This window comes from Fibrivirga algicola, from assembly GCF_011742925.1.
GTDB classification, from domain to species: domain Bacteria; phylum Bacteroidota; class Bacteroidia; order Cytophagales; family Spirosomataceae; genus Fibrella; species Fibrella algicola.
On sequence record NZ_WAEL01000001.1, the window covers coordinates 1038978 to 1052115 of the forward strand.

Genomic DNA, 13138 nt, shown 5'->3' on the forward strand with positions numbered 1-13138 from the left:
TTAAACGGTGATTGATTGCAGGTACGCGTTGGGGCGACGGGTAGGCCAGTAGGCGATACGTGTATGCCAAAAACGACCACCCGACGTATTAAGGGTGAGTGTAGTGACGACAGGAGGCGGTGCCGTATTGGCCGATGGAGATAGCACGGTACCATTGACGGCTAATCGATAATCGTTTACCTTGTAGGCGATAGCGCCAGCCATCGCGCCGGTTGTCAGGCCACTGACCCCAACCGACGAGAAGGCAATATTGACGCCCGCGCTTACCCCAAACGCTACTAACTGGTTACTGCTGTTTCGCTGAATGACCATTCGGTTGTTATTGGTCCCGTCGTTGACCGTTAATGGTCGTATGTCGACACCTGCGGCATCGACGGTGAAGCGGCACAGAAACGTACCTTCACTGACGTTGTACCAGCCAGCGGTTGGCATCGTCAGCACATCGGCCCCGCGTACTGCCGCCGCCGTTGTGGTCGGAATGTAGGAGGTGGCGAAGCTGCCCGCTTCCAGTTGCGCACTGGTTACACTGCCCGATACCGTCAGCGTTAATGTACCGGCCGTGGGCGTGAAACTTACCGTCACCCTAGCGTTTGTGCCGCTACCCAACAACGTACCTGTACTGGTACCTGACCGGGTGATGCTGCCCGTTCCGTAGAAGCTGAGCGTATACACCTGCGCCGTAACAGTAACGTTTTGGCTGGCCAGTGTAGCTGATTGCAACAGGACGTTGGTTCTGGCTTCTTCGATCAGCAGCCCCTTCAGCTGGAGCGTAACCGGGTCGTAATCGAATCGGGGTACGTTGGCTAAAACCGTTTCCAGTATGCCCGATGCGTTCACCCGCGTAGCCACGCCCGAACGGGTGTAGGTCATACCGGACGGCATAACCCCTTTTGTAAAATCCAGATTCAGACTTGGCGTAAACTGACCAACCACACCCTGTATCCCCCGTATCATATTTTTACGCTTGTTGTGACGATGTAGGTAGCAGAAGCGCAGATCATGCTCAACAGATTGACTGTGCCGGCTGCCGTATTCCAGTCGATTGCTGCGGATCCGGGCGTTTTACAGGCCGTGGGCAGGGTCATCGTAAACCCGCCAGCACCGCCCTGCGTCAGAATGATCGTTAGTGTTTTGCCTGCCGCTGCGCCCGAAATGGTCAGCGTCGTGTTGGCCGTCAGCGTAGCGATCAGGAGTGTATTGTCAGCCAGCGACAAATCGATCGCGTATGATGTACTGATATTGCCCGCCACAACGGTTCGGTTCAACGCTGCGTTCGCTGCTATGTTGGCGCTGTTTTGGGCCGCTGTTGCACTGTTAGTCGCGTTGGTTTCACTGGTAGCGGCTGCTACCTTGCTGGCATTAGCGGCCGTGGCCGAGTTGGCTGCATTGGTAGCCGACGTGCCTGCTGCCGTGGCTGAGCTGCCTGCGTTGGTTTCCGACGTAGCCGCATTGGTCGCTGACTGAGCCGCAGCGTTTTTGCTGGCATTGGCCGAGGTCGCTGAATTGGTTGCGCTGGTCGCTGAGTCTACCGCGTTGTTTTTGGCCGTTGTGGCACTGCTCGCCGATCCACTGGCCGAGGTCGCCGCATTAACTGCTATTCCGGCCGAGGCGTTCGCACTATCGGCGTAGCCCATCGCTGCCACCGCTGCCCCGCTGGCCGCATCGGCTGACTCTGCGGCCGTCGCCGTCGCCTCGATTGCCTCACTGGCTGCCTGTTGTACCTGGCTGGCATCGATACTGACAACCCGGTCGGTAGCGACCAGTTGCAGCACCAACCCACCCTCAACGAATAATTGTAGTAGGTTGCTCATACCAGTAGCAGGGTTTGGATCTGTAGTTGAACAATGACTTCGATCGGCGTTTCGCCTGCCTTTTCCAGTTTGACAACCAGCCGGGTGCCGGTTGATACGTGCTGTGTCTGCTCACCGGTAAAGGTGACCAGAAAGCCCGCTTCTCCCTGGTCGTCGACAGTTCGGAGAATGCCCGAGCCAACCTGTACGGTGGCTAGTGTTGCATCAGCCAATGAAATCAGGGCCGCCGTCAGCGTGTAGGTCGCCAGTAAGCCGTTCCACCCTTTTGAGGTAAATGCATAATTGGCGATCTGCCCCGGCGTTATTTGTAGTGTCTTCATTTCGCTTGTTTTCGGTACGCGCTCCAATTCCAGCCGCCGAATAACCGGACTGCCGTGTAATAGATCTGGTTACGCCAGTAGCCCGGAGCAAACCGCTCCATCAGATCGAGGTAGCAGCGGTCGGCGTATCTACGTTCTCTGCCCATTAGGTCACGATGAAGTTCAAGTATTCCTGCCTCGGACTCGTAACGCTCCCAGTGCATGTACAGGTAATCGTGTACAATCGCCGCCAGTGCCGTGCGAGTATCGTAGGCAGGCAGTAACGATTGTGTCCAGGGTGGCGTTGAGTGGCAATCCGTCACAAACCCCGCTGGTATGGCTACGATCCGGCCGTCGAACAATTCGACACGCAGCGTCTGAGCAACCCGAAACTGGTCGCGCTTTTCGGCTTTGCTCTCGATTTGAACAGCGATCGCGTACTCGCTTGCCGTGCGTGTGATGGCCAGCATTACAATCCCCCCCTTGCGTCAATCTTTTGAATCTCACCCGCCAGCATCGTATACAGCACTTGTGCGAAGCTGCTGGCAGTCGTCGTACCCGTCATAGCCATCATCTGGGCTACCGTAATGTTCTGGAAAAACTCACGCTGCGGAACCGCACCAGGTGTCTTCTCTGCTACGATGGCCCCGGTTTGTGGGTCACAGAATGCGCCGTCGGTGGTTTTACTGACCGCCCGCGTTGGGTACTGCGCCTTGGCGAGTTCTTTTTGCTCATCGGTCAGCGACGCATCGGCATCGATGAGTTCATGTATGGGTACGCCCTGCGGGTTGACATGAATCACGTCGACCTGTTGCAGCATGTTGAGGTCGGCCGTTACCCCGAAAAACCGGTGCTTGGCTGCCCGGCCGTGCCCGGTGTAGGGAGCGGGCGAAATAGGTACCTGAATTCTGTCTGTGTTGTGCATGGAGGTAGGTAGGCGAAGTAGGTGGCTAGAAAATGACGGTATAGGCGTACAGGTACGTTGAGGAAGCCGTTAGGGCCACATCTGATGAGCGGATTTCAAAACCAGTCGTGGTCAGGTTATCTACGAACACCCTGGCTACCTGCGCGGCAGATAGCGAATTCATCGGCTGCAACTGGATGGACTTGGGGGCGGCTCCCTGAACCGATGAAAAGGCAACAGTGGCCAGTATTGCCCCTGCCGTGGGTGAGGTGCCCACTACCAACTGAATGCGACCCGCCGTGTTGATACTGCCTGCCACAAAGCCCGCCGTTCGGGTACCAGCGGACCCCAGCCCAGCGCCAATAGTCGCGGATGGGGTGCCACCTACCGTGAAGGTGCCCCGGTAGCTGAACCAGCTTGAAAACTGGCCCGTCGTAGCTACACCCGGGAACTGCTGACGGTAGGCGTACTGCCCGTCCGTGGCGAAGTATTCCTGCAACACAAACCCATCGCGTGAGGTCGTGACCCGGACGTGGCCATAAATAGCCAAGCCGGTAATGGTAGCACCGGGGGAACCCAGTGCCAGCGACCCACTGCCCGCGTTGCCTTCGACCCAGAGTTCACAGGGGTAGGTCAGGGTGTTGAAGTTGAGCGTCGAGAGCGAGGCCGTGTACGGGGCACTGTCCGAGATCAGGTGCGTATTCTGAACCCGTCGCCCACCCAGCACCGCCGTACCGGGTATTTCTACGTCGCCGTTCCCCCGGATGCGCATCAGTTCAACACTGGTTGCCGCGTTCAGTCCAGCATAAAAAACGTGGCTGCCGGTCGTTGAGGGTACCTGATGCCGCAACACATTGGTGTTGACGCCGAAGCCATACCACTGGTGATCATCGGTGCCGGGATACAACTCGACACGCCTCTGTTGCACCGTAGCCGGAAACCGTACCCGGTCCGTAACGCGCACGTTGCCTACCACGTCCAGTTTTTCAGTCGGTGTCGTGGTGCCAATTCCCACATTGCCGTTGACGTCAGGTGCCAGTGCCCCCCTGGCTTCGATGTTATCGGCCAGATCAATCAGCGCCTCGTTGATCTCCGGCCCGGTAATGTTACCCGCCGTGGTGAAGGTGGCGGCTACCCACGTTCGGAATACGTTTAATGCTCTCATTATTGGAAATCGCTGTTAAAGTCGTCGTTAAAATCAGATATGATCACTGTCTCGGGTACGTCTAGTAGTACGGCTTCCGGTTCGCTGTAGGCTGTCGTTGCCGAGGTCGTCAGCAGCGCACTGGCGATCGTGGCAATGGCAACGCGATTAACCCCCGGCTCAAACCGCACATTGCGCAGCCGGTTGGTCGTCTGTGGCCAGAGCGTATACAGCGCCGTTTCGCCACTAGCCCGATCAATACGCAGCGTTAGCGGATCGGCACCTGTTACGATGCGCAGTTGATACTCTCCGGCCGGAAACTGCAAGCCTTCCCGTAGTTCTCCCTCAAAGGAATACCCCTTGACCCACAGCGACAGACCATTCGCGCCGATTAGCCATGATATACTAGCGTAATTGGTTGATGCTGAGATAGAAGTCCCTGCCCACAACGCGCGCGTTTCAGCCTGCCGGGTAGCCAGTAGCGTGCAACGCCCCTGCCCCCGGTAGTTGGGTGGCGTCCCGTCCGTAGTGCTGTACTCGCCTTGCTGTTGCCAGTCGGCGCCGTCGATGGTGATGGTGTCGGATTTCAAGAGCGCCCACATGGCCCGGTGAAACTGAGCCGACTGCGAGGCCGTGGTCAGTACGCTGCTTTTCCTGCCCGTTGCCCGGTTGCGCCGCTGAAGGCCCGAGAGATCCACGTAGCTCGTTTCACTCTGTTGCAGCCGATCGACCGACAGACAAACGGGCAGTCGAAGCTGACACGTCAGGTTGTCTTCGGCTTCGGATGTCGACCAGCGCACCAGGGAAGTGTCTGATTGAAGCACGTACGCATTGCCCACCGACAGCCGCACCGATGAGCGCACCGACCCGCAGGCCAGTTTGTAGGTGCCTGTTGTCCCCATTGGAATAACCAGTTCCGCAATCCAGGGCCCGCCGAGGGGCCGCTCTTTCTGGGTAAGAGCAATGGGTGCTACGTGGTCGGGGCCCCGGTAGGCATTGCCCCGAAACGAGCGGGCAAAGACAACGCCGCCCGTCGCCACCTCAACGGTGAAGCTGCTACCCGAACGGCCCAGCGCCTTGGCCACGATCGTTGCGGTGTCGCCGGCCTGCGCTGTGTAGCTACTGACTACTCCGGCAATGCTGAGCTCGTAGCGGTTGCCCGTCACTATGTCGCTGCCTACAAACCCGGTGTAGCGGTCCAGCGTCCGGGCTGGCAGTGGTGTCAGGGCCGTAAGGGTGAGACTCGGCTGGTTGGTGTTGGTCGCCGTCTGGTAGCCCACGTCCGTCAGGGCGACCGGCGTCAGGCCAGCCGTTACCGACAGCACCCCACCCGATACCAGGGCCGTCGCGATGCTCGACACGGTCGAACTGCTGGTAGCAACTGTGATGCGATCGGCTGAACCCGGTACCTGAATCTGGTAGACGTTGCCCGCTACGATGTCGCTGCCCACAACAACCAGGTACGTATCATTTCCACCCGACGTACCCGAATATTGCAGGGCCAAAGTCGGGTTGTTGCTGCCCACGATCCGGCCCGTTCCCGCCTCAGCCGTTGCCGTTGGGTACGTTGCCGTTGAGCGGGAAATCGGTACGGACTCGTCGAGAGACAAGCCAAGTCCCGTCCGCACGTTGGCAACGGTATCGCCTGCCTGCGCCGTATAACTGACGCCATCGAGGCGAAACACATTGCCCGCCTCGATCGATGCGCCAATACTGACCCGATAAGGCCACGATGCTGCGTAGCTGATGGGTGTGGACTTAGTCACCCGCAAAACAGGTACGTTGCTGTTGGGCGTAATGACTTTACCCAGCCCGACGGTTACAGTTTGCCCCGTCAGGTTGATGCGCTCCCCGTCGTAGATACGCAGGTAGATTACGTACCCACTGCGATACACATCAACGGCAATAAAGGGCTGATTAGCCAGGTGCCGGGTAATGGCCCGCGTGTAGGCCAGCCGATCGGCGTAGCCGCTGACATCAGGATAAAACGTGGTCGTGATGGGTTGGCCGTCTACTTCGAGGGCAAACTGTCGGTAATTGGTTGGCACACTGCCCACCGCTAACACCAGATCGGTGTAGGATTCACCACGTGGTCGCCGCAGGGTACCGACACTCGTTTCAACGCCGGCCGAACTGATCAGCTTGAGCGAGTCACCGGGTTTAATGCCTGGGCAGGGAGCAACCAGCCAGCGCAGCCGATCACCGGGCGCGATCAGGAGCGTATCGGTCACGGTGGCGTCACCGCAAAAAGGAATAAAGACAAATTCGTTATCAGTCATCGAACGAGTAGTGAAACGGTTAGCATGGAATCAAGCAGATTGTATTGCGCATCGAGCAGTAGCCCGTAGGTCGTCAGGCTGTCCGGGCCGTCGTAGCCGATCTCTTCACCCAGATTCAGGTACGTTGGCTGGTCGGTACGAATCTGAAGCGTGTGCAACTCGGGCAACGTGTCGTAATCCCACCATTCAGCCCACTGATAGTACAGGCATTCGGCATCCAGAAAATCATTGTCAACGGTCAGGTAAAAGACTTCCCCCGTTTTGTCGGCGTTGGCCGATAACTGCCCCCTTCGTGCCTGTTCAATCCGATCGGGATCGGTTACCCACGTGGGCTTTAAGACCAATTCGTTTTTGGACAGCGTGGCCACTGTCGGGTAGGTCCGTTTCCGGAAAGAGTCGGTCAGCCGCTGCGCCGTATCGCCAGGTACGTCATAGCCTGCCGTAACGGCTCCGAATACGAAGTCAGTGGCGCGTTTAATCGCCAGCGAGGCAATCTGATCGTAGGCGAATGGCACCTGCGGTAACTCCGAGCCAGCACGTGATTCGATCGACAATGCCCCGCCTGCCGTCAGTCCCGTTTTCAGGTAATGCAGCGTGGTCAGGTTGCCCAGCAGGTCAGCCAGGCTCAGCGAGATCGTTGCTGATTTGCCCGCCAGTCCGGTAGCCGTCGACAGCATTCCAGAACCATACGTATCGAGCCAGTCCGACGAAAGAGCCAGATCAGTCAAACCCATCGCGTCAAGTAATACCCGAACGGCTGTATCAAGCCGTATGCCATACACTTGGCTCGATGTCGTTGGCGGTAGCTGGGTAAGTGTCAGGTACGTTGCTCCGTCGTAGGCAATCGTCTGTGTGCCGCCCGTCGTGACGGTTAAGACCAGCGAACTATTGGCCGCAACGGTCACCGCTTTGTTGATCAGCCCGGTAATTACTCCGGCCGAGGGTGTCACCTGCAGGAGTGTCGTGCCATTGGTCGCAAGGGTGTAGCTGCTGACACTGCCCACCGTAACACTGGCCTGAATGCGACCCTGCATCAGCACCGTCACCGGTTCGGCCGTGGCGTTGGCCCAGACAGTAACCGGCATTGAGGGGTCTGCCAAGCCCGCAAACGGTAGCCCACTGCCTGTGCTGCGCTGAACAACCGTACGAAGCGAAACCGTAGGCGTCAGTTCCAGCGTGAGCGGATCGCCAATCGAGCGGCCCGACAATGAACTGCTTTGGTCAAGTGGCAACTCGTACTTAGTGGCTGATCGGGCCGCAATGAGGTCGGCAACGCTGTTATCAATCAGACCGACGGCAATGCCTTCCCCAATACGGCTGTAGCTGTCGTAGTCGATGGCCGCTTCGTAATCCAGCCCATCGCCCCGAATCGCAAACGTGGTCGTCGGGTTGATCTGGCCGAACCCAGCCGCCAGGATGCGCACGGCCGTCGGGTCAGTGAACCGCAGCGAACCTAGTCCGGCGACAATGCCCAGATTCCGGTGAAAGAAGCCCCAATATTGCCGGTGGCGGGATTTGGTCAACGTGAGCGAGTCAACGCCGACTGGCGGGTCGATGCCCACCCCATTCAGTTCATAGCGAATCATCAGGCGCAGGCTTTACAGGACGTGACGAGTTGATTTTGTAATACTGCCGGGCGTGTTTGACTTCCTGCCGGTGCTCGAGCATCAGGGCTTTCATATCGACATCGAGTTGATTGCGCTCATTGCTGCCCATCTTATCCCGCTGCGCCCAGCGCATGAGTAGCTCATAGGTCATCTCTACCTTAGCCAGCGACATCACCACGACGGGTTCGCCGACGAAATACTGAGTGCGCTGTTTGGGCAGTTTGCATTTTTGTGGTCTGGGCATGGCTACGAAAACTGGAGGCGGTTTGCGTGAATGGTTGATTTTGACTGTTGATCTATCAATGCCGTTGAAAATCCTGCACTGTCTAGTGTGAGACTTAGAAGGCTCTTTGTTTCAATTGCCTGCCGCAGCGCCTGCAACTCGCTGATCACGTCACCGCCCGCCATAGCTGAGCCAGACGCAACAGGCAAATTCATACGGACTGGCATCAACGTCGGTGTTGATACACGTGGCAGCATCAGACGGCTCACCAGTTCGCTGTTTGACATTGGCCCGATCATCCGGTTTTGCTCAACGGTCAACACACGTTCCCCTTTGCTGAGCATAGCGGGCACCGTATCGACACCGTCCGGCCGATTGGGATCATCGACGTATTCGGTACCGGTGGCGAATGGGTTAGCCATGCCTTGTAATGCTCTGACCTGATCTTCAATCGCGATAATGGCGTTTTCTAAATCGTTGTTTTTGAATAGGCCACGCGAAGCCCTCATCTTTGCTGTTTCCGTCAACATCTGCACAATAAGCAATTGTCGTTCGGCATCGAATTCGCGCCGCTTTAACTCACGAACAGAATCATTGTAGCCGATTTCAGCCGCCTTTTTCTGCTCAAGGATTTCCCGTTGTGTGTTAGCTAACTGGTTTTGCAGATCGGTGATTTTTCGGTTAAGCTCCTTTTGGGCATCTTCGAGCTTTTGGTCAGTAATCTTTTGGAGTGTGACCAATGCGTCTTTTACCTCTTGTTCCCGTTGCGCTTGAATAGCCCGTTGCGTTTCCTTCCAAGCATCAAATTCATCTTGCGATTTCCTCAACTCGGCTTTGTGGTCGGCTTCCAGTTTCTCAAGTTGGCGGGTTTCCTGCTCCTTAAGCAACTCGGCGTTGTCCTTCTCTTCCTTTTGAAGTTGCTTCGTTGCCAGCGATACACCTTTGGTCTTATCGAGTTTAGCCGCCTCAACCTCTTCATGTAGGGCTAATAATTGCCGTTCGTATTCTGCCGTAACCAATGCCCGTTCTTTCTCATCGGTCAACGTGGCTAATATCCGGTCACGCGTTGCTGTGATGCGTTGCGTTTCCGATACTTCATAGCGGGCTAACGCTTCGTTACGCACACGATCAAGAATGGCAACCTCTTCTATGGCATCAGCAATACTTTGTGCATTGAGTTTCGCCGATAGGTCATAAGTTGATTGAATCTGTTCACGTTGTGCCTCATATCGAGCGTTTGAGGCTTCTGTTTCAGCGTCGAATAACTCCTGATTAAGCTTTAGTTCATCAGCAAACCACGCTTTGATTTCATCCATCTCAGCGTTGAGTGCATCCCTACGGGCATCACGTTCCTTTTCGATCAGCGATTTTTTAGCGTCATAAGCATCTTTGGCCGCGTCTGTTTCGTCAGATAGTGTCTGTTTGGCCTTGTCGAGAATAGCGTCTAATGAGGCAATCTTGGCATCGAACTCGTCTTTTAACTGCCGTTTACGTACCTCAATAGCCGCTAACTCTTGTTGTTGCTGACGAAGTGCTTGGTTAGCCTGGGCTTGAATAATTGCCTCAATGCCTTTCTTAACATCGTCGGTCATTGCCGCCGCCGCCGCGCTCATATCCTGATAATAGCCCAACTGAGCATCGATACCATCACGCATTTTTTGCATTTCGGTTTGCTCTCTGTAGTATTCTCGGATTTTGGCCAGCTTCTCGTTAATGGTGCCCGTAAACGAAGACATATCAGATTCATAGGAATCTTGAGCAGCCTGCTTATACCAGTCAAAGAAGTTTTTGTACGACTCCCTTATCCTGCCCATGCCATTTGCTATGGCTTCATACTGGGCTTTTACCGATGCGTTATAGGCATCAGCAATAGCAGATAGTACCTGATAAGCCATTCCCGCAAAGCCTACAACAGACTCGAATGACATAGCACTAACCTTTGACACTTCGGCCCCTGCGTTGCTGACATTGGCTTGCAGGTCAGCTAACTGACGAATACCTTTTGCTGATGTTTTGTCGCCTATTGCCTCAAATACGCTTAGGTTTGTCTGTGCCTGACTAAGTGCGTTTTGTGCCGATTCGAGCGACTTTCCGGAAAGCAGGTCTATGTTTTCCCAAACCATCTTCACGCCCCTCGCAAACATCCCACCTATGCCAGACGCTTGCGTGCCAATCTCCAGCAGCATTGATAGCGATTGCTTGTAAGATGCGTGTTCATCGGCTGTCGCTTGCTTAAATACCTGAGCCGACTCTTTACGCGACTGTATGGCATCCTTCTCGGCATCTATCCGGTCTTTGGCGTTCTGCTTCCAGAGGTCAACCTCAACACTTGACTGGGCCGATATTGTAGAAATTGCCGTTAGTTCGGTATTGACAAATTCGCCCAATGCCGCCGAACGTACCTTGTAAGCGTCAAATGCCGCTTGGTCGCGTTTAGCCTGTGCCGCTACTTCAATTGCTTGAATTTTTTCAGCCGCATCTTTTTCCAGTGCAACAAGTTGCGCACTAGTAATTTTCTTACTGACAACCCGCTTATTGACTGCTTCAATATCAACTTTTTCCTGAGCGTCGATTGCTGCTATCTGTTGCTTAAGCGTATCCTCATAGCCCTTTTTTAGAATCAAGTCAATTTCAGCCGCCGATAACAACGTAACTGTTTTGACGCTTTCCGCTTTAGCCTTTACGATCTTAGGTATTTCAACGGCTTGCTTTTCCTCAATTGATTTGACGTTATCGGCGTGTCGTTTCTCTTCCGCTAGTAACTCCGCTTTATTTCCTTTTGCGGCTTCTACGGCCCCTTTATGGCGAGCCTCTTCAACTTCGGTAAGGGTCGTATTCCGGTCTTTGGTTGACGCAACCATAGCCAGATTTGTTGACTGCATTACCGTACCTACCTCCTTGATACCAGTTACAACTTCTTCCAGTGTAGTCGTAAAGCCGCCGGTTCCCTTGAAGCTTACAAGGTTTTTAAAGAACTCACCCGGCGCTGCATCCCACATTTGATCTGCCGCCTCTTTATTAGACTTGAGCAGTTCTAACAGTTTAGCCGAATCGCCTTTTACTTTGGCGTACACATCAGCCGACAGTGTACTTTGCGCCAAACTCATCAGCTTATCTTCCTGAGCAAAAAGGTCCTGAAGTTGATTATTTGCCTTGTCAGTTTGGTACGCCAGACGTGCTAATTCAATACGACGTTCGTAGCTGACATTGACCTTATCCAGAATTCCTTTTAGTGTGGCGTTGTTGGTTGTTTCGGCATCCAGTCCGGCGAAGTAATCAGGGTACCTACTAATCAATAGTGACAAAAGGTCTTTACGCCGTTCGTTACCATCGTTGAGATTGAGAACTTGGTTTGCCAGTAGGTTAACGTTGGCCTGTTCGATTTGAAGCTTTTCGCCCGTATCGTCCATATTGTCGTTGACCTGGGTAGTTATAGCGTCATAGCCTTGCCACGCTGCAACCAGTAGCGATACCCCGGTAAGTAAAGCCCCAATCGGGTTAGCCGCCATTACTGCCCATAGCCCGCGAAGTGTAACGGTACTAGCCCCCGCCGCCGCGGTAGCTTCTACATTGGTCAGTGTAAGTATGCGTTGCGATAAGGTCATGTCATTAGCCCGACCTGCCGCAATCAATGCTTGAGCATTGTAGAGGGATAAGGCTAATCTACCCGCTACCCAAGCTGCGGTAGCTGAGGTAATGGTTGAGATAGTCCGTGAGATTGCCGAATTGGACCCCGCTACAACCTCGATAAAGTCAGCCGTTAGCCCGATCCCCTTTGCTATTCCATTTTCCAGATAGTCGCCAATTCGCGCCTTAGCTAGAAAAAAGGTATCAGAGAGGTTCGATATTTGCCCGCCTAGAGTTTTGCTCTGTAGGGCCATTAATTGGTAATATTTACCCCCAGCCTCGGACGAATCAAGCAACGCCTTTCGTACCATATCGAAACTGATTTGGTGTGCATCGGCCATTTTCTGAACCTCATCACGCGTTTTGCCGTAGGCATCAGCAATAAGCGATATAAGCGGAATTCCTGCCTCATTGAATTGCCTTAATTCAGTGAGCATAAGCCGCCCGTTGGTCGCTACCTGACCATATGCCAATGTTAGCTGAGGTAACTTTTCCTTGCCAACCGCCGCCGCCATATTGCCCAAAGCGGTCATGGTCGGTATTAGGTCGGCAGTAGCAATGTTGTAGGCTTTTAGCTTTACAACACCTTCGGCAACCTCGTCTATGGTGAATGGGGTCGATTTGGCGAGGCGAATTACATCATCCATCAACTCCATTGACTGCCGCTTACTGCCCAGCATCACATCAAGACTGATCTTTAGGCTATCTATCTTGGTTTTAGCGTCAATAATGTCAGATGCAAACGAATTTATTTCGTTGAGCGTAAAGGCCGCAACCAGCATTTTCTGAAAGGAATTGACCCGATCTTCTAGCCCCTTAAATTCATTAGTAGCTTGCTGTGTATTCTTCGTTGTTTCTGACCCTGCTTTTTTGAGGGAGGTCGTTTGTTCGTCAATGGCTGAATTGACGTTTTTAATCGCCGTGGCTTGGAGTAGATGCCCGCGAAGGTTAGCGTCGGATGCTGCTGCCGCCTGTTGTTGACTTAACTTGGTAAGCCGAATTATTTCTTCTAGTTGCTCGCTGATAGTGCTGAGGTTACTCACCGCCTGGACAACTACCCTGATAGGTTCTGACACGTTTTTCTATAGTTCCACGCTTTAGGTTTGGTCTGTTACCTATGTGGCAACGCTAACCCGGTACACGATTTGCCAGTGCGGGGAGCAACGGCCAGTAAGTGAATGGTGATTAGCTGTAAAAATACATTGACAAGTATTTATTGTAATGCTAAATAATCGATAATTATA

The 13138-nt window shown here is 54.2% G+C and carries 10 protein-coding genes; all 10 read right to left on the reverse strand.

The window, feature by feature from the left end:
* The 10 genes from F7231_RS04265 to F7231_RS04310 are packed head-to-tail and all read right to left on the reverse strand — an operon-like array spanning nucleotide 1 to nucleotide 12970.
* Complete coding sequence (locus tag F7231_RS04265; protein ID WP_166691005.1) at nucleotides 1-954, reverse strand: hypothetical protein; 954 nt, start codon at nucleotides 952-954, stop codon at nucleotides 1-3.
* On the reverse strand, nucleotides 951-1811 hold the full coding sequence (locus F7231_RS04270; RefSeq protein ID WP_166691006.1) for a hypothetical protein: 861 nt from the start codon (nucleotides 1809-1811) through the stop codon (nucleotides 951-953). The genes F7231_RS04265 and F7231_RS04270 overlap by 4 nt, the downstream gene beginning before the upstream one ends.
* Nucleotides 1808-2131, reverse strand: coding sequence for a hypothetical protein (locus F7231_RS04275; protein WP_166691007.1), 324 nt, complete (start codon nucleotides 2129-2131; stop codon nucleotides 1808-1810). Before F7231_RS04275 ends, F7231_RS04270 begins: the two co-directional genes overlap by 4 nt.
* Nucleotides 2128-2580, reverse strand: coding sequence for a DUF1353 domain-containing protein (locus F7231_RS04280; protein WP_166691008.1), 453 nt, complete (start codon nucleotides 2578-2580; stop codon nucleotides 2128-2130). Before F7231_RS04280 ends, F7231_RS04275 begins: the two co-directional genes overlap by 4 nt.
* Nucleotides 2580-3035: a hypothetical protein gene (locus tag F7231_RS04285; RefSeq protein WP_166691009.1), complete on the reverse strand. Its 456-nt coding sequence runs from the start codon at nucleotides 3033-3035 to the stop codon at nucleotides 2580-2582. The genes F7231_RS04280 and F7231_RS04285 overlap by 1 nt, the downstream gene beginning before the upstream one ends.
* A 25-nt stretch (nucleotides 3036-3060) precedes the next feature.
* Nucleotides 3061-4179: a hypothetical protein gene (locus F7231_RS04290; protein ID WP_166691010.1), complete on the reverse strand. Its 1119-nt coding sequence runs from the start codon at nucleotides 4177-4179 to the stop codon at nucleotides 3061-3063.
* A complete protein-coding gene (locus F7231_RS04295; RefSeq protein WP_166691011.1) occupies nucleotides 4179-6437 on the reverse strand; it encodes a hypothetical protein in 2259 nt (752 codons plus the stop codon). Before F7231_RS04295 ends, F7231_RS04290 begins: the two co-directional genes overlap by 1 nt.
* The gene (locus F7231_RS04300; protein ID WP_166691012.1) at nucleotides 6434-8023 is read right to left on the reverse strand and encodes a hypothetical protein; all 1590 of its coding nucleotides are present in this window, start codon (nucleotides 8021-8023) and stop codon (nucleotides 6434-6436) included. The genes F7231_RS04295 and F7231_RS04300 overlap by 4 nt, the downstream gene beginning before the upstream one ends.
* Entirely contained in the window at nucleotides 8010-8288 is a 279-nt protein-coding gene (locus tag F7231_RS04305) for a hypothetical protein (protein WP_166691013.1), read from the reverse strand. The genes F7231_RS04300 and F7231_RS04305 overlap by 14 nt, the downstream gene beginning before the upstream one ends.
* A gap of 2 nt (nucleotides 8289-8290) precedes the next feature.
* Nucleotides 8291-12970 (reverse strand): tape measure protein, encoded by a 4680-nt coding sequence (locus F7231_RS04310; protein WP_166691014.1) that lies wholly within the window; start codon nucleotides 12968-12970, stop codon nucleotides 8291-8293.
* Nucleotides 12971-13138: the final 168 nt, after the last annotated feature.

What these genes read in the sequence shown, in the direction of transcription:
- F7231_RS04300 (WP_166691012.1), bottom strand. Translation starts at nt 8,023, where the DNA reads ATGATTCGCTATGAACTGAATGGGGTGGGCATCGACCCGCCAGTCGGC.
- F7231_RS04280 (WP_166691008.1), bottom strand. Translation starts at nt 2,580, where the DNA reads ATGCTGGCCATCACACGCACGGCAAGCGAGTACGCGATCGCTGTTCAA.
- F7231_RS04265 (WP_166691005.1), bottom strand. Translation starts at nt 954, where the DNA reads ATGATACGGGGGATACAGGGTGTGGTTGGTCAGTTTACGCCAAGTCTG.
- F7231_RS04285 (WP_166691009.1), bottom strand. Translation starts at nt 3,035, where the DNA reads ATGCACAACACAGACAGAATTCAGGTACCTATTTCGCCCGCTCCCTAC.
- F7231_RS04295 (WP_166691011.1), bottom strand. Translation starts at nt 6,437, where the DNA reads ATGACTGATAACGAATTTGTCTTTATTCCTTTTTGCGGTGACGCCACC.
- F7231_RS04290 (WP_166691010.1), bottom strand. Translation starts at nt 4,179, where the DNA reads ATGAGAGCATTAAACGTATTCCGAACGTGGGTAGCCGCCACCTTCACC.
- F7231_RS04305 (WP_166691013.1), bottom strand. Translation starts at nt 8,288, where the DNA reads ATGCCCAGACCACAAAAATGCAAACTGCCCAAACAGCGCACTCAGTAT.
- F7231_RS04275 (WP_166691007.1), bottom strand. Translation starts at nt 2,131, where the DNA reads ATGAAGACACTACAAATAACGCCGGGGCAGATCGCCAATTATGCATTT.
- F7231_RS04270 (WP_166691006.1), bottom strand. Translation starts at nt 1,811, where the DNA reads ATGAGCAACCTACTACAATTATTCGTTGAGGGTGGGTTGGTGCTGCAA.